This window comes from Pseudobacillus wudalianchiensis, assembly GCF_001685015.1.
Lineage (GTDB): Bacteria > Bacillota > Bacilli > Bacillales > Domibacillaceae > Pseudobacillus > Pseudobacillus wudalianchiensis.
In genome coordinates, this window is record NZ_MAYT01000001.1 from 170,334 (window position 1) to 191,358 (window position 21,025).

Genomic DNA, 21,025 nt, shown 5'->3' on the forward strand with positions numbered 1-21,025 from the left:
TTATAAAATAATTTGTTACTCGCCTTTTGTTTGAATCACTTGAGCATGCTTTCCGGAAGTGTCCTGCATTTTCTTACCTTTGTTTCCCTCAAAGGATGTAGGGGGCGAGCCAGTATCATTCGAAGCAAATTGATTTCTGCTTGTTTTTGGTTTGCTCATGAAAATTCCTCCTTTCCTTTTATAGCTTTACCATGAGGAAAAGATTTTATTTTCCTCATTTTTACATAATTTTTATTCGAACGATTTATTGCAATAACATTACAAAGATATTTTTATTATTACAACAAAAATAGAAAGCTACATAACTCTCTCTTTTTACCGAAAAAAATAGTAGAAGTCGAAATTTGTATATCTAGAAGAAAAGGTGTGTGTTAGAATAAAATGGTAAAATTTGTGAAGGGAGACAAAGTTGTGAAGAAGAGTCCGTTTTTGGTTATGTTAGCGTTTCTATTAGTTCTTCCTCTTTTTGGGTTTCACGCAACAGCACAAGCAAGTGGTTTTACAGATGTGCCTAGCCGGGCGCAAAAAGAAGTGAACTATCTAGCTGAAGGAGGAATTGCAACTGGCTCATCAGCTACTAAGTTTGATGCTAAAAAAATAGTAACACGTCAAGAAGCAGCCGCTTTCATTAGTCGTGCTTTGCAATTAGATGGCAAAGTGCGTAACACAATTTTCAAAGATGTACAAGCAAGTAATCCTTCATCAGGGTTGATTCAATCTGCCGTGGATAAAGGAATCTTAAACGGTTATGCAGATAAAACCTTTCTTCCGAATAAACCTGTAACACGTGGCGAAATGGCTATTATGATCGCCAGAGCATTTGGTTATCCATTTGACGGAAGCTTTTCTGGAGCAGCGAATGCATTAATGTCTCGCGGCATTGCAAGCGGCATGTCCGATGGCTCATTTGGATCAAAACAGCAGATTATTCGCATGGACTTTTCTGTTTTCCTTGCTCGTGCCATCAATCCTGAATTCCGAACAAAAAATACAACAAGTTTTACAAAAACGTTTTGGGTAGATACCAATAATTTAAACGTTCGTACAGGCCCGTCTACCAGTTATAAAAAAACAGGTTCTTTACAGAAAAATGTTCAAATCCTCGGCGGTCATGAAGTAGGAAGCTGGGTCTATGTGAAAGCAGGTAATACTGTTGGATTTGTTCATAAGAGTTACCTGCGTAACACAGGAGAGGCCTCTAACGGGACAGATCAGCCAGTTACACCACCAGCCACACCAGACGAAAATGATAATACAGATAACAAAACTGAGAAGCCTGATGTGATTGACAAGGCAGACCCGCGTTTAGGTAATCAAATTCTTATTTTAGATCCGGGTCACGGCGGCAGCGATCCTGGTGCTTCTGGTTTTGGAATAAATGAAAAAGATGTTGTCTTGGATACGGGGTTAAAAGTAAATGAATTTTTGAAGAAAACGCCATTTAAAGTGTACATGACCCGTACAGGTGATACATTCCCATCATTGTCTGATCGGACAAAGTTTGCTAAAAGCAAAAACGGCAATGTATTTGTTAGCATCCATGCGAACGCCAGCAATGGAGCAGGTAACGGCACGGAGACTTTCTACTACTCGGCCGCAGCTACTAACCCATACGTATCTGACAGTAAATTGTTAGCAACAAAAATCCAGCAACGGATGCTGAACGCTTTACAATTAAAAAATCGCGGTGTAAAAACAGCTAATTATTATGTTATTAAATATAACAGTATGCCGGCGGCGCTTGCTGAACTTGGTTTTATCGATAATGCAAACGACAATCAAAAACTAAAATCAGATTATTGGCGTACAGCTGCTGCTAAAGCAATCTATCTTGGTATTTTAGATTACTATAAAGCTAAAGGTTATCAAGTCGATTCCCTTTATGATGTAGCACAATAGTGTAGAAGAGAAGCTCTTTTAAAGGCTAATGATTCACTAGCTTTTTGAGAGCTTCTTTTTTGTGAAAAAAGTAGAGAAGATTGACCAATTACTACGCTGTTTCCCTTTTTAAGTTATTTCCCGAAAAATAGTTTGAATAGGGATAAAACCAAATAAAGCATACCTGAAAAAAGTATTTTCCAAATTATTGATTTTAAATAAAATATTGTTAATTCGTATGTTAAGATAAAATTAGACAATTTTTTCAGGAGACGCGTTTATGAATAAAAAAGTAATTGTTTCTTTTTTTATTGGATACAGTCTGCTTTTTGCGGGTTCTATTTATAAGTATGAACAAAAACTTTTACATCCCGTGGCTGAAGATGCTGGCCGATTGCTGCCAATAGCTGTGAAAAGCATCAAACAGGCAGAGGGTGAAAAACAATTGCAGGATATCGTACGGCGGGCAAATAAAACGGGAGATAAATTGTCGATCGCTGGCATGCAGCATAGTCAGGGAGGCCATACTTACTATCCAAATGGAACCGTCATTGACATGAAAAAGTACAAAAAAGTTCTCCGTTTTGATCCGCAGCAACGAACGATAACCGTTCAAAGTGGAGCAACGTGGGATGATATTCAACAGTATATTAATCCGTATGGTTTGGCGGTAAAAGTGATGCAGTCGCAAAACATTTTTACGATTGGCGGTTCGCTTAGTGTAAACGTTCATGGCCGGGATATCCGTTATGGTTCTTTAATTGATACTGTTGAATCTTTTCGGCTCTTAACGGCTGATGGTCATATTATCAACGTTAGCAGAGAAGAAAACGAGCAGCTTTTTTCGCTTGTGATCGGCGGGTATGGTCTGTTTGGCATTATTCTCGATGTTACTTTGACGCTGGCAAAAGATGAGCTATATGAAAAAAATACGAGAATGATAGATTACAAGGAATATACTTCTTATTTTAAAGAAGTGGCGAACAACCCGGAGGTGAAAATGCATCTCGCTCGCATTTCTGTGGCACCAGATACGTACTTAAAGGAAATGTATGTAACCGATTGGACACTTGCTGCTGACCAAAGTGGGCTAGCCGCTCACAGTCCATTGAAGGAAGACAGGATTGTAGCGGCTCCGAAAATGCTGCTCGGCTTATCCCGTTATAGCGATTGGGGCAAAAACAAGTTTTGGGAGCTTCAGCGTGTCTATATGGAAAGAGGGAACGGCGAGCTTGAAACGAGAAACAATGTGATGAGGTCGGAAACAGCGTTTATGGAATATGAAAATGGCAGCCGGACAGAGGTGCTGCAGGAATACTTCGTTCCGGTGAATGAATTCATGGATTATATTGATGATTTGCGAACTGTGCTCGAGAAAGAGGAGGGATTTAACTTACTTAACATTACTATCCGATATGTAGAAAAGGATGAACAAGCGGTATTGTCTTATGCTAAGGAGGATATGTTTGCATTTGTTTTGCTTATTAATCAAGGCAGGTCTTCACAAGAGATTGATCAAACAGAGAGAGTAATCCGTAAGATGGTTGATGTTACTCTCGATCACAAGGGAAGCTATTACTTGCCGTATTATGCGTATCCGTCAATGGAACAACTGCACACGGCTTATCCTCGCAGCCAAGAGTTTTTCCGCATGAAAAGAAAATATGACCCAGCTGAACGCTTTATTAATTTATTTTACGAGGAGTACGGAAAATGAATTTTCGACGGTTTATCTTATCGCAGAGCCTAATTATGATGGCAGGCAGCATGATTTTTCCTTTTTACGTTTTGCTTTTACGAAATGTGGGAGAGAGCTATACGCAATTTGGCTGGGCGTATGGCTTGTTTGCATTAACATCCGCTGTCGCTTACCCGGTTATTGGCAAAAGCGCTGACCAGTTAGGTGATCAACTTCTGCTTGTGATATATACCTGGGGAATGGCTGTCATTCTCTTGTTTTTTCCGCTTGTCACAGAGGTATGGCAAGTATATGTGCTGCAAATTTTTATGGGGCTGCTAGGCGCTCTGCAGAAAAATACAGAGAAAACTTCACTCGCCCGTCACGTGAGGAAAGAAAGAGCGGGACAACAAATTGGCGCTTATCATACATGGACATCGGTTGGAGCGGCTATAGCCATTATTTTAACGGGCTATATTGTTGATTTTCTTACAATTGGGACCATCTTTTATTTAGCTTCTTTTATTTATGTGATGAGTGGAATAATTCTATTGAAAAAGCCGGAACAAGCTGCTTCTCAATGAAATCAATACGTCTCTCTGGATAGTTTAATCTTTTTCTAGCCTGTTATTTGGTGGTGGAGGAGGAGAAAAATGATAGGTCCTAATGGTGTCGTTCTGTTTTCTATTCTGCTAGTGCCTGTTCTTATATTGACAGGAACGGCCCTCTTATGGAAAAAACGAAGGGTTTTATTCTTATTCATTACCATCGTCGTAGTAACTGCAGAAGTGTATTACCTTATTTATAAGGAAAAGGCTGCTCTTCAAGAGTGGTATATCAGCAAGGATCGAGTGCATGAGTATTTAACAAAGAAATATCCAGGTGCCGATTGGGTCTTAATGCAGGACGATAGCTTTTTAAGGTCAAGCAAAACAGTGGAGGTCGTCTTTATAGATGAGCCGCATGTGACGTATTTATATTCGGTAGACAATGGGAAAGTGAGCCTTACAGGCGGTAGTGTTGAGGAAGGTTACGAAATGAAAAGAAGAGATGAGGAATGAAGGAGATGGCTGCATAAGATTTATTGAAAACCTAGCAGTAAAGCATTTTCCTTTTCTAAAAACAGCTCAATTTACCACTATATTCCTATAGTATATTCTCTTGCCCATTGCTATTCTAAGATGATGATAAATAAAGGAGCCATGATAAGTAAATGAATCAAGATATGCCTCTTAAGAGTCTCGTTCACAAAAATGAGCAAAAATATTTTTGGCTTGTTCTTATATTGAGTGTCGCTACGTATGCTGTTTTTTTGTTTTCCATTGTAGGTATTTTTATTATTCTGGGGCTGCTTGCTATCTCGTTATTTTTACATGCTCTCTCAATCGGGTATATACGTACAAACGCCGTAAAGCTAACGGAGAGGCAATTCCCAGATGTGTATGAGCAAGTAAAAGAGATTTGTAAGAAAATGGGCATTTTGTATGTACCTGATGTGTATGTCATGGAGTCCCAAGGAGTGTTGAATGCATTTGCTACCCGCTTTTTTGGGCGAAATATGGTCGTATTGTATTCGGAAGTTTTTGAACTGTCACAGCAACAAGCGAGAGGGGAGTTAGCTTTTGTCATAGCGCACGAGCTGGCGCATATTAAGCGTAATCATTTGTCTAAAACACTATTTATCCTGCCGGCTATGTGGATTCCAGGCATTGCCGAATTATATTTGCGAGCGTGCGAGTACACATGTGATCGCTATGCTGCATATTATATCAATAATAGAGAAGCAGCTAAAAAGAGCTTAACGATTTTTGCCGTTGGCAAGGCACTCTATGAGCAGGTCGATCGAGCGGAATATTTAGATCAGATGAACAAGGAAAAAGGGTTCTTTGTATGGCTGAGCGAGGTTCTTTCCACGCATCCGCCTTTACCTAAACGAATCAATGAAATTGCTTTATTCTTTGATGAGCCAGAGAGAGTCATGATTAACAAAAGGGCCTCCAAGCTAGTTTGGCTGTGGGTACCAATGGCCGGACTAATTTTTGGTTTGGTTATCGCTGGCGGGGTGTATGTATTTGAAAAAGCCGCTGACTTTATTTTAGCAGACGATTTTGAAAGCTATGATGAAGAGGAAGCTGCCGCAGAGCCAATTCCTCCAATGATTGAGGCGGTTGTAAAGGGAAATACAGCAGCAGTTGCTGCTTTTATTAAAAAGGGAGAAGACATCCAGGTAACAGATAATCAAGGGTATACACCACTTCACTGGGCGGTGTTGGATAACAATAAAGAAATGGTGGATCAACTGTTAGAAGCTGGTGCCGACCCCAATGAAGAGGATTATTATGGGATGACTCCTTTTTCGAAAGCTGCCGAGCAGGGGAATGCAAAGATGGTGCAGAGATTGGCAGAAGCAGGAGGGGATCCAAATTATCAAAGTGAAGAGGATGAAACCACTCCTTTACTTTATGCGGTGTTTAGTGAAGATCCGTCAACCGTCGCTGTGCTGCTAAAGCTGGGAGCGAATCCTAAGCACAAGGACAGCGGGAATATGACCGCTTTAATGCATGCTATTGAATCAGGCAATCGCCCTATTATTGAATTATTAAAGAAAGTCAGTTAACTAGTGAAAAGGAGAGAATATTTACATGATTAGACAACCAGCAGGTTTTTGGAGAAGATTAGCAGCTAATTTTTTAGATGCAATTATTATTGGAATTCCTTTATCTGTTATTAGTTATTTTATTACAGGGGATTTGGAAGGTGACCCACTTACCAATACACTGAATGTCCTCTATGCGCTGATTATTCCTGTTGTTTGGTCGGGATATACAGTAGGGAAGAAAATAATGGGGATTCGCATTGCCAAGGTGAATGGTGAGAAACTAGGCATTGGAGCTATGCTGCTGCGGACACTTGTAGCAGGTCTCATCTACGTATTAACATTAGGAATCGGTATCATTATCAGTGCTTTTATGGTCGGATTGCGAGATGATAAGCGCGCGATTCACGATTTCATCGCTGGCACTTACGTAACCCACGACACTCCTCAATCATCAAAGATTGTTTCTCTTTAAGGGAGAGCTCGGAGGAATGGAAAACAACTCGTTCAATAGGATTAAAGAAATCTTTTCTTTTAGGTAAGATTAAATCGATTGAGCTGGCTTCGAAGGAAGCCAGCTTTTTTCTTTATCTTTTTGTAAACAAGAAGTTCATTTAAACAGTAGTGTTTAGATTTCTCTATGAGACTTAGAAAGAGGCTATTATGAGAAAGCCTTAAGAGGAATTATATCCGAAGAATGGAAAATCTGTTTGAAAATTGTAACCCATGGACTTATCATATAAGTATTATCCTATTTTAAGTAAATCCGCAAAAAAGCTTTATTGTTTCCTTTTTATAGCTTGTGTACTCATAAAATAACTGACAAAGAAAGGGGATAAAATGAAACTAAAAACAAAGTTATATATTGGATTTGGCTTTTCTTTTGTATTGTTCATTTTTTCATATTTTATTCTCATGGTGATGATGAATCAGCTTAGCCAAAATACAAATGTTACAGTTAAAAACTACGAGATGCTTAATTTAGCAAATACTATTCAAAATGAATTAAATATATTTAGCCGCGAATCAAGAGGCTTGATTTCCAATCCGCCGAAGGAATTAATAGACGAATTAGAAATGAATAGAACTGAGGCCCTTCAAAATGTTCATAAAGCTATCGATTCTCTTGAACAGTTAGATAAACGGAAACAATCTCAAAAGTTAATCAAAGAATTAAATAGATTAGGTAGAACCTATAGTGAACTAGAAGACATGACAGATACCCTGGCAAAAAATGACCAAGATAAGGAAATGTTAAAAATTTTCTGGTATGACAGCCGAAAAGTGAGAGAGGAAATGAGTAGAATTGCTGGAGAGTTGCAAAAAATTCAAAAGCAAACGATCGATGAAGAATTAGAGAAGTCCGTTAAGACGTATCAGCGGACAAATCAAGTTATTTTTACCTATGTAGTCATCGTATTTCTCGTTGGTCTCGCTGTGACAGCATGGATTTTAAGAAGCATAACAGGGAGCTTGCGAAAGGTAACTTCCGTTATGAAGGAAGTAGCTTCTGACAGCTCAGAGCAATTGCCGCGTGTACAAGTAACGACAAAGGATGAGATCGGAGAAATCGCTTCCGCCTTTAATTCCATGGCTCAAACTCTTGAAGAACACTCTAAACAAGAAAAAGAATTAAAAAATAAAGCAGAGGAAAGAAGCTGGTTAAGTACCAAAATTGCTGAAGTAGCGCAAATGTATCCAGGGATCGATAATCTAGATGCATTAGCACAATGGTTTATCAATAAGGTAGCGAGCATTTCAGGAGCCCATTACGGGGCATTTTACATAAAAGAGAGCGAAGGGGAGCAGGAGAAATTACGAAAGCTGGCTGCTTACACGGACACTCATTCTTCTATAAAGGAGAGCTTTTATTTAGGGGAAGGAATTGTTGGACAGTGTGCACTGGAAAATCGCACGATCTCGCTTAAACAAGTTCCTGGCGATTATATAAAGATTGAGTCTGGTCTCGGTTCTTCACTGCCTTCCAACATACTTGTGATACCAGCAGAATTTCATGGAGAGGTATTGGCGGTAATCGAGCTTGCTTCATTTAATGAATTTGGCCGGCTTGAACAAACGTTCCTTCAAGAAGTAATCGATAATATTGGTATGAATATCAATCGAACATTAAATCATATGAAAGTCGAAAAGCTGTTAGAAGAGTTTCAGTTGGTGAATGAAGAACTGCAAAGCCAGTCTGAAGAGCTTCAATTGCAGCAAGAGGAACTGCGAGCAGTAAATGAACAACTTGAAGAGCAAAATGAGCAGTCTGAGCAGAAAACGAGGGAATTAGAAGAGATCAAAATAATGTTGGAGGATAAAGCAAAGCAGTTAACGATTAGTTCGCAATATAAGTCCGAATTTCTAGCGAATATGTCTCATGAACTGCGAACCCCACTAAATAGCCTTTTGATTCTCGCTCAAATGCTTGCTGATAATACCGAGAACAATCTTTCGCCGGAACAAGTAGAGTATGCGAAGACGATCTTCACTTCAGGAAAGGACTTATTAAATTTAATTGATGACATTTTGGATATAGCGAAAGTAGAAGCAGGAAAAATGGAAGTCTTGTTTGAAGATGTAAAGATAAGTGACATTAAAGACTTCGTACAGGCTCAATTCGCTCCTATTGCCCACGAAAAGAAGATTCAATTCAATATTGAGCTGGCCGCCGGTCTCCCAGAAACTATTCGAACGGATAAGCAGCGAGTGAAACAAATTTTAAAGAATTTATTATCTAACGCCTTTAAGTTCACTGAGCATGGAGCTGTATCTCTAATAGTGGAAAACGCAAAGGATAAACAGTCAGGTCTAGTGTTATTTGCCGTTAAGGATACAGGTATTGGCATTTCAAAAGAGAATTTAGATATTATTTTTGAGGCTTTTCAACAAGCCGACGGTACTATTAGCCGTAAATATGGGGGAACAGGATTAGGTCTTTCTATCAGTAAAGAAATCGCTCATTTATTAGGCGGTTTCATTGAAGTAGATAGTGTAGAGCATAGTGGAAGTACATTTACATTGTATTTACCCGATTATCAAGAAACGAAACATGCAACGGCTTCTATTTTTGAAAAAGAGGCAGCAGCTGCCATCGTGGGAGAAGCACGTACAGAATTTCCTTCTCCGCTATCGTATTCATTGTTAGTGAATGAGCAAAAAGAAACCGATAGGAGACAGCCCGTATTCAAAGGAAGGAAAATATTGATCGTAGATGATGACATCAGAAATATATTTGCCTTAACGGCAGCGCTTGAGCAGTATCAGGCGGAAGTGATGTTTGCAGAGAACGGCAGGGAAGGGGTCGTGCTTCTACAAAAAAATCCAGAGATTGATTTAATCTTTATGGATATTATGATGCCGGAAATGAACGGCTTTGAAGCTATTCGAGCTATACGTGAAATGCCTAAATTTAAACACTTGCCCATTATTGCTCTTACAGCAAAAGCAATGAAAGATGACCGGCAACAGTGCATTGATGCCGGCGCTTCGGATTATATCAGTAAACCAATTGATTTAGAACAACTATTTTCCATTATACAAGTTTGGTTATATAGATAGGCGGAGGATGAGGGTGTGCAAAATAAAAGAGCAGGCAGACTATCGTGAATATATGACGAATGAGGAATTGGAAATGGTAGAGATAGAATTATTACTGGAAGGAATTTATCGCTACTACGGATTTGACTTCAGAGACTATGCTCCTCCATTTTTAAAGCGTAGAATTTGGAACCGGGTTCGGGCAGAGAAAGTAGAGAGTATCTCGGGATTACAAGAAAAGATCTTGCATGACCCTTCTATTATGCAAAAATTGTTTGAAGACTTTTCAATTAATGTAACTGAAATGTTCCGCGACCCAAACTTTTTTCTGGCCTTTCGAAAAAAGGTCGTTCCATTTTTAAGAACCTGTCCTTCTGTTAAAATTTGGCATGCGGGCTGTTCTACTGGGGAAGAAGTATATTCTATGGCTATCCTTTTACATGAAGAAGGATTATATGAAAAAACAACAATTTATGCGACAGACATGAATAACGGTGTCCTGACGTATGCACAAAATGGTAAGTTTCCCTTGCAAAAAATGCAGTTATACACAAAAAATTACTTGGCAGCAGGAGGAAAGCGAGCTTTTTCGGAGTATTATACGGCTAAGCAGACAAATGCAGCTTTTCACTCTTCTTTAACAAAAAATGTTGTTTTTGCTGAGCACAACTTAGCCACTGATCGCTCATTTAATGAGTTCCACGTTATTATTTGCCGAAATGTTACGATTTATTTTAATAAACGGCTCCAGAATCGTGTCTATCACCTTTTTCATGAAAGCTTGATCCAGTCTGGGATTCTTGGACTCGGTAGTAAGGAAGGAATTAAGTTCACGAGCATTGCAAATTCTTACAAGGAAGTGGATCCGATTGAAAAATTATACAGAAAGATCCAATAGTTCTTTATTCACCGAGGTTATGCCAGCAGACAGTGAGGGGGAAAAGCCGCAAGGTGAAGAAGAGGGTCATTCGAAGGTGAATATTCTAATGGTTGATGACCATCCAGAAAATTTACTCGTATTGAAAGCGGTACTCGCTTCACCTGATTATCACCTCGTCTGTGCAAATTCAGGTGAAGAAGCATTAAAGCATGTGCTGAAACAGGAGTTTGCTGTTATTTTGCTAGACGTACAAATGCCCGGCCTCAACGGGTTTGAAACGGCCAATCTTATTAAAGAAAGAGAAAAATCTAAGTATATTCCGATTATCTTTATTACAGCCATTAATCAGACGATGGAAAATGTCATTAAAGGCTATGGTGTCGGAGCAGTCGATTATATATTTAAACCCTTTCATCCTGAAACATTAAAATTAAAGGTTCAACAATTTGTGAAGATCTATCAAAATCACAAAAAGATGAGAGAACAAAGTGAAGTGCGGCGACAGAATGAATTAAAGGAAGTAAATGAGAAGCTAGAACGGACAACGCACAATTTACGAAAAAATGAAGAACTAGCACGAGTGATTGGTGAAACGTTGCTCGATACGATTATTACCTTCGACGAGCAAGGCTGTATCTTGTCAGTTAATCCAGCTGTTACGCGTATGTTTGGCTATACAACAGGTGAGCTTCTTGGAAAACATATGGTCAATCTTCTGCCTGGATTTTCCCCTTCGCTCATGGATTACGTAAGAGAAATGACAGGTCAGCTGCTTGAAGCTTCCGTAAAGAATAAAGAGGGGAGAGAAGTTCCGGTTGAAATTCAGATCGGGGAGGCACAAGTCGAAGAAGAGTATCTTTTTGTTTGTTCTATTCGTGATATAACAGATCGAAAAAAAATGGAGAAAGAACGAAAGCGGCAATATGATATTTTGGAAAAACTAGTGGAGGAACGAACCAGGGAGCTGTCACTGGCCAATGGGCAACTGCGGAGAGAAGTAGAAGAGCGTGAAAAGATGGCAGAAGCTCTTCGGCTATCAAAAGAGCACTTTTATAAAATTTTTCAATCGAGTCCTTCTTTAATTGAACTTCGTACATTAGAAGACGGAAAGTACATCGATGTCAATGAAAGCTGGCTCCAACATACTGGCTATACTCACGAAGAAGTACTGAATCAAACGGCTCCTATTCTTAATATCGCAGGTGTAGACCATTTGAAAAAAGGTGAATGTGTACAAAATGCTGAAATTCAGTATCAAACGAAATCAGGCGCCATACGGCATGGATTACTTTCGACTGAAATTCTTGAAATCCAAGGTGAAAAATGTCTGTTAAGTGCTGTTACAGATATTACCGAGCGAGTGCGGTTGGAGAGTGAAGTAGCTCGGCTAGATCGCTTGTATCTAGTTGGAGAAATGGCAGCTGGCATCGCTCACGAAATCCGCAACCCGATGACAACGGTTAGAGGGTTTTTGGAGCTTTCAAAGAGTGATCCAGGAAGTTTAATGGTGAAGTATGTTGATTTAATGCTGGGGGAGTTAGATAGAGCGAACTCTATCATTACAGAATTTCTGAATTTAGCGAAGAATAAGGTAAGCAATAAGAAACGCCAGTATCTTAACCCAGTGATTGAGGGATTGTATCCATTAATCCAAGCGGAAGCCCTGATGAATGACAAATTCGTTTCACTCCAGTTAGGGGAATGCCCTGAATTTTATTTAGATGAAAAAGAAATTAGTCAATTAATTTTAAATCTGTCTTTGAATGGATTAGAAGCAATGAAGCCTGGGGGGAAATTGGTATTAAAAACATACACGGAAGAAGACCAAGTTGTGTTGGAAGTAAAAGATGAAGGAGACGGAATTAAACCGGAGCTTCTTGAAATGATCGGAACGCCTTTCTTTACAACGAAAGATACAGGTACGGGGCTGGGACTAGCTATTTGCTATAGCGTAGCGGAGCGTCATCATGCCATCATTGATTTAAAAACGAGTGAGCAGGGAACGACCTTTTTCATTCGCTTTACTCTAACAGAAGAAAATTAAAGCGAGGCAATGCCATGGTATTAGTACCTTTGGGATTGCCTCGCTTCTTTGTCTTGTTACGGAGTCGAACGGGGATGATAGTTAGGACGCAGATTCTGTTTCTTTTTTAAACTCCGCGCCCATTTTATACAAATAATGAGTGTAACAAGAATAATAACAGCCCCAAATATATAAGGAAGGGCCATGTTTATATCAAATAGGGTTCCGGCAAGAGCTGGACCGATCATATTGCCAATACTCATATAGGCATTGTTCATACCAGCGGCGAATCCTTGCTCGCTTCCAGCCATCTTGGAAACGGTCGTATTGATAGCCGGGCGCAGCAAAGAAGCAGCCGTAAAGAAAAAGGCAGATATGGCAAGAACCGAAACAAATCCGGTTGCAAACAGCAAGGCAAGCATAGCTGCTGCTGCGACGACAAGCATCGTATTCATCACACGAACTTCACCAAATACCCGCAATGCTCTATCCAAAATAAAGGCTTGCACGATAACACCGATTAAGCCTCCGACGACCATTAGTATGGAAATATCAGATGGACTAAACCCAAATTTAACGTTCGTATATAAGCTGATCGTTGCCTGGTAGTTGGCAAGTCCGAAAGAAAGAGTAAACATCATCATGAGAAGAATAAAATATGGTTTCTTTGCTGATAGAGCCAGCTGCTTTAATAAAGGATCCCGCTTCTTAGGAGCAGCTGCTGGAATAGCTGCACGTTCTGGCTCTTTCAAAAAAAGTATAGATAAAAGGGCAGCTAAAGCGGCAGCCACTCCGGCAATAAAAAAGGGAGCCTGCAAACCAAGCGTGGACAGAAAACCGCCGATTCCTGGACCAACAACAAAACCGAGCGACATGGAGGCCCCTAGCCGGCCCATTCCTTTTGCCCGTGTCTCTACGGTCGTAATATCCGCCACAAAAGCCATCATGGATGGAATCATAAAAGCAGCTCCAATGCCTCCAAAAATACGTGAAATGTAAAGCAAGACGAGCTGCTGTGAAAAAGCAAATAAAAATTGGGAGAAGGAGAAAAGAATCAACCCAAAGACAATCGCTTTTTTCCGGCCAAGCCGGTCAGATAAATCTCCGGCAAGCGGAGAGAAGATAAATTGCGCTAAGGCAAAGGTAGCAATTAGCGCGCCAAATGTTTTCCCGCCAGCCCCAAAATGATGGATGATTGTCGGCATAATAGGAATCACAAGACCGATACCTGTCATGACGATAAACATATTGGCCATTAAAATGAGGAGGGGGAATTGGTGTGCATTTTTTTGTGACATATTATCAACCTGCTTTCTTTTCACTCTCTTCATTTTTAAACACATTATTCATATAAACCGATGATTCTTTCTAACTCTCCCGCTAATTGAACTAGCTCTTCGTTGTCTTTTAAATTGCGGATCATCCCAGCTAACAGAGCAGGCCGCGGCTTTAATTCCCTTAATTCTTTTTCCAGTATGTCAATCGTTTCCGCGATCAAGTCCTCTTCCTGAGCAGCTGATGACTCCTTCATTTTTCGTACAATATAGAGTGGATGTACGGTCTCCTCTTGACCGCCATCCGCTAGCTCTTGTAAAAGCGGCGTAACGAAAAAAGGATCCGGCTGCTTTTCGATCAGCGCTTGAGCTGCCGCTTCCACTTGAAGAAATAAAAAATGAGCGAGCGCATTGAAATCACAAGCGGTTCCCTCTTCCATCACACCACGCATATATGAAGTGAGCATTCCTTTTAGAGTAGCTGTTAAATCAGCTGCATACGGAGCGGTTTCCGGTCCGAATACAGAGACAATGCCTTTTTCCGTTTTGCGAAGTAACTTAGCGTTTTCCTGCCGCACATATTGGTTCAGCGACTTATCTTCCAATCCTTTAATTTCATGCAGCTGCATAAGGAAAAACTCTTGAAATTGACAATAGTGACGAATGCGAATAGCAATCTCGCGGATAAAAGCTTCCCGCGGCGTGTCACTGTCTTTGGCTGAAGCAGCAATTTGATCGTTTAGCAGCTGATAATAATAAGAGAAAATATCCAGCAACAGCTCTTCTTTTGATTTGAAATAAGTATAGAGGCTGCCCTTGGATATGCCGCATACATCAGCTACTTGCTGCATGGATGTCTGGTGGAAGTTCTTTTTCGAAAAGAGCTTCATAGCAGTGAGCAGGATTTTTCGTTTTTTCTCATTCATCTTTATAATCCCAACCATTCGGTTTTTGATTTGACCACGTAGTCACCATTGTTTCATTTTAACACACTTACTTCTTGTTTACACGGAAAAGTTTCGGCAAGCGAAATATTTTATGAAAATAGGATAGAGGACTTAATGCTAAAATGATTTGTTAACCTAATAAAAAGTGAGTTGACAAATTTGTTTAACGATAATAAACTGACAGTGTTTTCAGTTTATTAGATAGGGAGAATAAGGAGGAATTTGCGTGAAGACAAGAGAAATTACATATGTAGCTTTATTTGCAGCTGTTATGGCTGTATTGGGAATGGTACCACCGATCACATTGTCATTTACCCCAGTACCGATCGTGCTGCAAACATTAGGTGTTGTTCTAGCTGGTGGTATTTTAGGTGCCCGGCTTGGATTTATGAGTCAAGCTACTTTCTTATTACTAGTTGCTGCTGGATTGCCGCTGTTATCGGGAGGCCGCGGAGGCATCGGTGTATTTGTTGGACCGAGTGCTGGCTACTTGTTCAGCTATCCCATTGTGGCGGCTTTACTTGGATTTTTGCTTTCTCGTTTTCAAGTCCTAACGTTAAAGAAAATTTTACTTGTTAATTTAACCGCCGGTGTATTTACCCTTTATTTATTCGGTATACCGGTACAAGCTTTCGTGATGGATCTTCCACTTGTTCATACGATTAAAATCAGTCTTGTCTATATTCCAGGAGACCTTATGAAAGCAACGGTGGCTTCTTACTTAGTCTATAAGTTAAGAAAATCAACAGTTATTGCAAGGCAGTTTGCAAAAGCAGGATAAAAATACGCATTCTCTTAAGTAGAAAGGAAGGCAGAATCTATGTCAGCTATTACTTCTATTTATGCTGATCACGCCTGTCGTCATCCTCAGCAGTTGGCGATAAAAACATTAAATCGGGAAGTAAGCTGGCGTGATTGGCATGCGCTCGTTCGGCAAACGGCCAATTGGCTAGAGTTAAAGAAAAAACATAACAAAACGGTAGGCATTCTCATGGAGAATGGACTGCCGTTTTTGCAATTATTTGCCGGAGCTGCAGCAGCTGGCTGGACGGCTGTTCCGTTAGATCTGAGATGGAACAGCCATGAACTAGAAAAGCGGCTTCGCATTTGTTCTCCCTCTCTTATCGTAACAACCGGCAGCTTCCATAAAAAAATAGACTCTATGCGTTTCTCTGTTTTTACATGGGATAAAGTATCAGGAGAAATAGATAGGATGCACGCTTATTCAGGAGAAGAAGTGGAGGAGGAGAGCCCCTTTTACATGGGGTTTACATCAGGCTCTACAGGAGAACCAAAAGCGTTTATCCGTTCTCATCGCTCTTGGCTGGCTAGTTTTAAATGCAACGAATATGATTTTGGACTTACAGAAAATGAATGTGTACTCATACCGGGTGCGCTTTTTCATTCTCATTTTCTCTACGGAGCGATCAGTACCCTGTTTTTAGGCGGCACTGTCTATTTATTGGAAAAGTTTTCTCCATCTGAAACGTTGCGCATTGTGCACCACTATCCGATCACCGTTGTTTATCTTGTGCCGACAATGATTGAGGCTCTCTTAAGAAAAGAAGAGATGGTAGAGAAGCCTTTAACGTTTATTTCTTCGGGAGCGAAATGGGAAAAAGATTCGAAACAGAAGATACGAAGGCTGTTCCCGCATCTACTGATGTTCGAATTTTATGGAGCTGGTGAGCTAAGCTTCGTCACCGTGTTGTCAAATGATGAACATAGCGAGAAACCAGATTCAGTCGGCAAGCCCTGTTACGGTGTAGAGGTTGAAGTTCGTACAGAGGGCGGGAAAACGGCAGCCCCGTATGAAACCGGAAAAATTTTCGTAAAAAGCGATTTAGTTTGTATCAGCTATATAAAAGAAACAGGCGTACAACCTGTGCAGGATTCACAGGGCTGGAGCACGGTTGATGACATGGGATACCTGGACGAAGAAGGGTTTTTGTACATAAAAGGGCGAGAGAAGAACATGATTTTATACGGAGGAATGAATGTGTTCCCTGAAGAAATTGAAGCAGTCTTATCCATGCATCCTAAAGTGGAACTAGCGGCTGTAGTGGGAATGAAGGATGCTTATTGGGGAGAGATCATTACAGCTGTTGTAAAAGGAGAAGCCATGAAGCAAGAGCTGAGAAAACTTTGTAAAGAACAATTAACTTCCTATAAGGTTCCACGAAGATGGTTTGTTTTAGATGAGTTTCCGATGACAGCCGGCGGGAAAATTGCCCGGGCACAATTGAAGGAAAAACTAGAAAAAGAGGTGTTCTCCCATTTATAAAGCAGTGATTGTGAAGGCCAAGCGGACACCGATTGGAAAAAAGAGTGGGGCGCTGAAAGCATGGCCGCCACATGAATTAGCGGCTCCTTTGCTTCAGCACCTGGCAAAGGGAATAGAGCTTGAAGTCAATGATGTCATTTTAGGAAACATTGTTGGGCCTGGCGGGAATGTGGCCCGTTTAGCCTCATTACAGGCTGATTTGCCGCTTTCTGTACCGGGATTGACGATTGACCGTCAATGCAGCGCCGGCTTGGAAGCGATTCGGATGGCCTGTTATTTTGTTCAAGGAGGGGCAGGAAAGGTATATATAGCAGGCGGGACAGAAAGCACAAGCACCTCTCCGTTCCCGGCTCGTGCCCGTTTTTCCCCTGATCATATTGGGGATCCTGATATGGGAATGGCCGCCGAATATGTAGCACAAGATTATGCCATTACGAGAGAAGAACAGGATGAATGGACAAAAATCAGCTGCGAACGAAGCTGGAAAGCCTTTGAAGAAGGGATCTATGCGCCAGAGATTATACAAATGGGTTCTTTAAGAAGCGACGAGGAATTTTATAAGAGGCGGGATATTGAAAAACTCGCCAAAAGAGCGAAAGCCGTCTTTCAGAGAGAAGGCGGCACAGTAACAGCCGTTAATAGCTGCGGCATTCATGATGGAGCTAGCGCCGTACTCGTTATGGAGGAACAAACCGCGCTAGCTCATCAACTTCAGCCAGTCATACGATTCGTTGACAGCCAGGTAGCCGGTGTGCATCCTCATTACCCAGGCATTGCTCCAGTGCCGGCTATTCAGCAGCTGCTGGCACGTAATCATTTAACGATCGAGGATATCGATTTAATAGAAATCAATGAGGCCTTTGCTGTCAAAATAGCAGCTTGTGCCCGAGAGCTCGGCATTCCTGCTCATAAATTAAATGTTCGGGGAGGGGCTCTGACACTTGGACATCCCTATGGCGCATCGGGGGCTATTTTAGTAACACGGCTGTTTTATGAAATGCAAAGAAGGCCGGAAGCTCGTTATACAATCGCTGCCTTAGGGAGCGGCGGAGGTGTCGGAACAGCCGTTTTGTTTGAAGCGATCAGGTGAAAAAAGTCATACCATGGGGGGATAGAGGTGAAATCGATTTTGCTGGAGTTTCCAAGTGAACTTTATTCGGCAAGGTTATTGATTAGAATGCCGATGCCGGGAGACGGAAAAATGGTGCATGAAGCAATCGATGCTTCGAGAGAGGAGCTGCAAGTCTGGCTGCCGTTTGCGAAGCATAAACAAAGCTTAGAGGAAACAGAGGCTAACGTAAGAGAGGCCCATGCTGAATTTTTAACCCGTAAAGATTTGCGGTTTCATGTTTTCCATAAAGAAACGGGAGAATTTATCGGATCAACAGGCTTGCACCGTATAAACTGGAACGTGCCGAAGTTTGAAATCGGTTATTGGATTGACACGCGCCAAAGCGGTAAAGGCTATATCACGGAAGCGGTGGAAGCACTCACGAATTTTGCCTTTGACGTGTTACAGGCACGGCGGGTGGAAATTCGCTGTGATGAAAAAAATAACAAGAGCCGGGCGATCCCCGAAAAGCTCGGATTTTATTTAGAAGGCACCTTGCGTCACGATGACGTAGCAGTCGATGGAGAAGAACTCAGGAACACCTGTATTTATTCAAAAATCAAATGAGCCACAAGTACTGCATAATGCTAAGGCAGATGGGAAAAATAAAGGGCAGTATAAACGAAAGGAGTCCATGGAAATGAGTGTATACGAACGCTTCCCCGTCGCTGATCTGAACGGAAACCACCTGCAAAGAGTGCAGTCATTGGAGCAAGAATTAAGACAGGAATTGGGCGAGAATATTGTGCTGATTGCTTATGATGAAGAAGATAAGCAAGGCAAATAAGAGACTCACCTCTGGTTAAGCAGTCACAGCAATAATTTAAAATGTCACAAGGCTTGTAGATTTGCTTGTTCCATTATCATACATAATAGAACAAGCAGGTTACAGGCTATTTTGTATTGCTGGTGGTTTTTCCTAAAAAAGTTTATTAGAAGTAAGATTTAAGACTCAACTTTTCTTTCCTGCACTATAGCCACAGAGAATAAGCAATTAATCTGCTTCGTTACTTCTTGAGCTTTCTTCTTTGATTTGATCCGTGCTATTTGAAATTAAAAGCTCTTTTATAGAACTATCGCTTACCGTAATATTCACTCCTTCTTCTGAGTTTAAGAAATAGCATAGAGAGAGTGCTTTTTCAGCAGAGTCATTCTTCAACTGATTAAACCTTTTCTCAAGCTTCTTAAAATCAGCTTTTAACATGTTAAGCTCATTTTCTATTTTTTCATTTTGTTCGATAAGCTTGTCCGCTAGTTTTGCTAATTTGCTAAACTCATTCATCATCCTTTCATCAACCTTTCCCAAGAGTGAAGTATACATCGTTAATATTATTTAATGTAAAGAAAAAGGTTTGGTGCAGGCATTAGTGGAATTTTTAGTTTCTGGAGATAAGGGGGTAGACTGTCCATCCTTTTTTTATAGAGGTGCATACAGTAGTAAAGAAAGGAAGGTCAAATTCATTTGATCCCTTACATCATTAAGAAAGGAGTGGCAAAGATATGAGTAATGGAGGATACCCGCCAGCTAAAAAATGCTGTTGTGAAGCACCAAAGTATGTCCACATCACATTTAAAAATAACTGGATTGGAAATGTCAATGTTTACAATGCTGCATGTTCCGGCGGTTACGGTGGAGGCCCTGTAACTTTTGAGTTTGGCGGCGATCAAACGAATAAAGCGACTGCGGTCCAAATTGAGGGGGACACTTTCCAAATTAATGTGGCAGATGATGGAGGAACGAATCTTGGCAACGATAACACAGATATTAATTCTATAGGTATTAGTCAAAGCAATCAACAGTAGTTTTAAGACTCGTTAAATCAGTCAACATTTCTTTTGCCAGCTGAGAAAAGAGGCGCCCGAAAAGCAGAGCTTTTTGGGCGCTTTTTCGTGATGAAGATTACCATTATCTTCTGTGAAAGTTTGCATGACAGTGTACGTTTTGCAGGAAGTGGCTCTGCTTGTTTTAATTGTTTTCCTAATATATTTAATTAAATACGTCACAATAAAAAACTCCAAGCTTTCCAAAAAACTAAAAGCTTAGAGTTTCATAAAGTCTATTATAAATAGTCTTACAAGAAGAGAACAGCAGTGATTCTCTTCTTGTTTATTGTTACATTATTAGTCGATTACTGCAGCTGTAAATACAACAGGTCCTACAATCAAGGCTCTGTCATTTTGGTCATCTTGAACTACTTCTGCTGTCAAGAAATATTCTGTGTCATCGTCGTGATGGGAGTGTTTGTGGCCAAAAGGAGAAGCATCTACATGGATAAAGCTCGTAGTTCTTGCCCGTAATTCGTTAATATCTACCCCTACTCCATCTCTTGTTGCAAAGATAATTTCGCCGTTTGGAGACCCTTTTCTAATGCGGAACTCTACAACTAAACCATCACTAGTCTGAACATTATTCGCTCTCCAACCTACTGTAGCGGCTAACCAAACTGCATCGTCAGAACATTTATGTTTTTTGCAGCCATCTTTGTGTTTGTGGTCGTGATCGTGCTTGTGTCCGTGATGGTGGTCGCAGTCGCATTTATGTTTATGATCGTGATGGTGATGCTTAGGACAGAGAGAAATCTTAGCTAGTACTTCTTCTTCGTTTCTGCGGATTACTTTAAATGGGCTTTGCATCGGAACACTTACCGGCTCATCAAATCGAAACTGTTTTAAATCGTCTTTATTACTCATTTCTTTCACCTCCTCATTATGATCCTCATGATGGTAGTAATTACAGCGTTTGCAGTGCTTATCATATTTATCGTTGTGATGCTTACAGTGCTTGCATTTCCAATACTTGTCGCTCAAGGACTG

20 protein-coding genes are annotated in these 21,025 nt (G+C 40.6%); 15 read left to right on the forward strand and 5 right to left on the reverse strand.

Annotated features, from left to right (window positions below):
- Nucleotides 1-15: 15 nt before the first annotated feature.
- Nucleotides 16-159: an acid-soluble spore protein N gene (locus A8F95_RS00900; protein WP_049663641.1), complete on the reverse strand. Its 144-nt coding sequence runs from the start codon at nt 157-159 to the stop codon at nt 16-18.
- A gap of 234 nt (nt 160-393) precedes the next feature.
- Between A8F95_RS00900 and A8F95_RS00905 the strand changes: the two genes are divergently transcribed.
- The 9 genes from A8F95_RS00905 to A8F95_RS23145 all read left to right on the forward strand — a co-directional run bounded on the left by A8F95_RS00905 (nt 394) and on the right by A8F95_RS23145 (nt 12,616).
- Complete coding sequence (locus A8F95_RS00905; RefSeq protein ID WP_245671046.1) at nt 394-1,899, forward strand: N-acetylmuramoyl-L-alanine amidase; 1,506 nt, start codon at nt 394-396, stop codon at nt 1,897-1,899.
- A 259-nt stretch (nt 1,900-2,158) separates the two neighbouring features.
- A complete protein-coding gene (locus A8F95_RS00910) occupies nt 2,159-3,595 on the forward strand; it encodes an FAD-binding oxidoreductase (RefSeq protein ID WP_065408834.1) in 1,437 nt (478 codons plus the stop codon).
- Entirely contained in the window at nt 3,592-4,140 is a 549-nt protein-coding gene (locus A8F95_RS00915; protein WP_065408835.1) for an MFS transporter, read from the forward strand. The genes A8F95_RS00910 and A8F95_RS00915 overlap by 4 nt, the downstream gene beginning before the upstream one ends.
- Before the next feature lie 69 nt (nt 4,141-4,209).
- Nucleotides 4,210-4,617, forward strand: coding sequence for a hypothetical protein (locus tag A8F95_RS00920; RefSeq protein WP_065408836.1), 408 nt, complete (start codon nt 4,210-4,212; stop codon nt 4,615-4,617).
- A gap of 152 nt (nt 4,618-4,769) precedes the next feature.
- Nucleotides 4,770-6,173 carry a M48 family metallopeptidase gene (locus A8F95_RS00925; protein ID WP_065408837.1) on the forward strand — a complete coding sequence of 468 codons (1,404 nt, stop codon included), beginning with the start codon at nt 4,770-4,772 and terminating at the stop codon, nt 6,171-6,173.
- Nucleotides 6,174-6,198: 25 nt separating this feature from the next.
- Complete coding sequence (locus tag A8F95_RS00930) at nt 6,199-6,627, forward strand: RDD family protein (protein WP_065408838.1); 429 nt, start codon at nt 6,199-6,201, stop codon at nt 6,625-6,627.
- A 365-nt stretch (nt 6,628-6,992) separates the two neighbouring features.
- Nucleotides 6,993-9,713, forward strand: a complete 2,721-nt coding sequence (locus tag A8F95_RS00935; protein ID WP_065408839.1) for a response regulator — start codon at nt 6,993-6,995, stop codon at nt 9,711-9,713.
- 7 nt (nt 9,714-9,720) lie between these two features.
- Nucleotides 9,721-10,590 (forward strand): CheR family methyltransferase, encoded by an 870-nt coding sequence (locus A8F95_RS00940; RefSeq protein WP_425414963.1) that lies wholly within the window; start codon nt 9,721-9,723, stop codon nt 10,588-10,590.
- A complete protein-coding gene (locus A8F95_RS23145) occupies nt 10,562-12,616 on the forward strand; it encodes a PAS domain S-box protein (protein WP_077247155.1) in 2,055 nt (684 codons plus the stop codon). The genes A8F95_RS00940 and A8F95_RS23145 overlap by 29 nt, the downstream gene beginning before the upstream one ends.
- Before the next feature lie 56 nt (nt 12,617-12,672).
- Here the strand turns inward: A8F95_RS23145 and A8F95_RS00950 are convergent, their stop codons facing one another.
- A complete protein-coding gene (locus A8F95_RS00950; RefSeq protein ID WP_065409413.1) occupies nt 12,673-13,893 on the reverse strand; it encodes an MFS transporter in 1,221 nt (406 codons plus the stop codon).
- 44 nt (nt 13,894-13,937) lie between these two features.
- Nucleotides 13,938-14,813, reverse strand: a complete 876-nt coding sequence (locus A8F95_RS00955; RefSeq protein WP_065408840.1) for a TetR/AcrR family transcriptional regulator — start codon at nt 14,811-14,813, stop codon at nt 13,938-13,940.
- Nucleotides 14,814-15,042: 229 nt separating this feature from the next.
- On the opposite strand from A8F95_RS00955, the gene A8F95_RS00960 reads away from it, so the two are divergent.
- The 5 genes from A8F95_RS00960 to A8F95_RS00980 are packed head-to-tail and all read left to right on the forward strand — an operon-like array spanning nt 15,043 to nt 18,998.
- Entirely contained in the window at nt 15,043-15,597 is a 555-nt protein-coding gene (locus A8F95_RS00960; RefSeq protein WP_065408841.1) for a biotin transporter BioY, read from the forward strand.
- A gap of 39 nt (nt 15,598-15,636) precedes the next feature.
- Nucleotides 15,637-17,100, forward strand: coding sequence for an AMP-binding protein (locus A8F95_RS00965; protein WP_065408842.1), 1,464 nt, complete (start codon nt 15,637-15,639; stop codon nt 17,098-17,100).
- A 4-nt stretch (nt 17,101-17,104) separates the two neighbouring features.
- The gene (locus A8F95_RS00970; RefSeq protein WP_065408843.1) at nt 17,105-18,190 is read left to right on the forward strand and encodes an acetyl-CoA C-acyltransferase; all 1,086 of its coding nucleotides are present in this window, start codon (nt 17,105-17,107) and stop codon (nt 18,188-18,190) included.
- Between the two features lie 27 nt (nt 18,191-18,217).
- A complete protein-coding gene (locus tag A8F95_RS00975; RefSeq protein ID WP_095407417.1) occupies nt 18,218-18,778 on the forward strand; it encodes a GNAT family N-acetyltransferase in 561 nt (186 codons plus the stop codon).
- Nucleotides 18,732-18,998 carry a hypothetical protein gene (locus tag A8F95_RS00980; protein WP_065408844.1) on the forward strand — a complete coding sequence of 89 codons (267 nt, stop codon included), beginning with the start codon at nt 18,732-18,734 and terminating at the stop codon, nt 18,996-18,998. The genes A8F95_RS00975 and A8F95_RS00980 overlap by 47 nt, the downstream gene beginning before the upstream one ends.
- A gap of 207 nt (nt 18,999-19,205) precedes the next feature.
- On the opposite strand, the gene A8F95_RS00985 is transcribed toward A8F95_RS00980, so the two are convergent.
- Nucleotides 19,206-19,496 carry a hypothetical protein gene (locus A8F95_RS00985; protein WP_065408845.1) on the reverse strand — a complete coding sequence of 97 codons (291 nt, stop codon included), beginning with the start codon at nt 19,494-19,496 and terminating at the stop codon, nt 19,206-19,208.
- A 215-nt stretch (nt 19,497-19,711) separates the two neighbouring features.
- On the opposite strand from A8F95_RS00985, the gene A8F95_RS00990 reads away from it, so the two are divergent.
- The gene (locus tag A8F95_RS00990; RefSeq protein ID WP_065408846.1) at nt 19,712-20,014 is read left to right on the forward strand and encodes a hypothetical protein; all 303 of its coding nucleotides are present in this window, start codon (nt 19,712-19,714) and stop codon (nt 20,012-20,014) included.
- A gap of 318 nt (nt 20,015-20,332) precedes the next feature.
- Here A8F95_RS00990 and A8F95_RS00995 read toward each other — a convergent pair whose 3' ends face one another.
- Nucleotides 20,333-20,902 carry a hypothetical protein gene (locus tag A8F95_RS00995; protein WP_141676201.1) on the reverse strand — a complete coding sequence of 190 codons (570 nt, stop codon included), beginning with the start codon at nt 20,900-20,902 and terminating at the stop codon, nt 20,333-20,335.
- Nucleotides 20,903-21,025 lie beyond the last annotated feature (123 nt).

Coding starts and splice junctions, on each gene's coding strand:
- A8F95_RS00900 (WP_049663641.1), bottom strand. CDS start 159: ATGAGCAAACCAAAAACAAGCAGAAATCAATTTGCTTCGAATGATACT.
- A8F95_RS00910 (WP_065408834.1), top strand. CDS start 2,159: ATGAATAAAAAAGTAATTGTTTCTTTTTTTATTGGATACAGTCTGCTT.
- A8F95_RS00915 (WP_065408835.1), top strand. CDS start 3,592: ATGAATTTTCGACGGTTTATCTTATCGCAGAGCCTAATTATGATGGCA.
- A8F95_RS00920 (WP_065408836.1), top strand. CDS start 4,210: ATGATAGGTCCTAATGGTGTCGTTCTGTTTTCTATTCTGCTAGTGCCT.
- A8F95_RS00925 (WP_065408837.1), top strand. CDS start 4,770: ATGAATCAAGATATGCCTCTTAAGAGTCTCGTTCACAAAAATGAGCAA.
- A8F95_RS00930 (WP_065408838.1), top strand. CDS start 6,199: ATGATTAGACAACCAGCAGGTTTTTGGAGAAGATTAGCAGCTAATTTT.
- A8F95_RS00935 (WP_065408839.1), top strand. CDS start 6,993: ATGAAACTAAAAACAAAGTTATATATTGGATTTGGCTTTTCTTTTGTA.
- A8F95_RS00940 (WP_425414963.1), top strand. CDS start 9,721: ATGAGGGTGTGCAAAATAAAAGAGCAGGCAGACTATCGTGAATATATG.
- A8F95_RS00950 (WP_065409413.1), bottom strand. CDS start 13,893: ATGTCACAAAAAAATGCACACCAATTCCCCCTCCTCATTTTAATGGCC.
- A8F95_RS00955 (WP_065408840.1), bottom strand. CDS start 14,813: ATGGTTGGGATTATAAAGATGAATGAGAAAAAACGAAAAATCCTGCTC.
- A8F95_RS00965 (WP_065408842.1), top strand. CDS start 15,637: ATGTCAGCTATTACTTCTATTTATGCTGATCACGCCTGTCGTCATCCT.
- A8F95_RS00980 (WP_065408844.1), top strand. CDS start 18,732: ATGGAGAAGAACTCAGGAACACCTGTATTTATTCAAAAATCAAATGAG.
- A8F95_RS00985 (WP_065408845.1), bottom strand. CDS start 19,496: ATGATGAATGAGTTTAGCAAATTAGCAAAACTAGCGGACAAGCTTATC.
- A8F95_RS00990 (WP_065408846.1), top strand. CDS start 19,712: ATGAGTAATGGAGGATACCCGCCAGCTAAAAAATGCTGTTGTGAAGCA.
- A8F95_RS00995 (WP_141676201.1), bottom strand. CDS start 20,902: ATGAGTAATAAAGACGATTTAAAACAGTTTCGATTTGATGAGCCGGTA.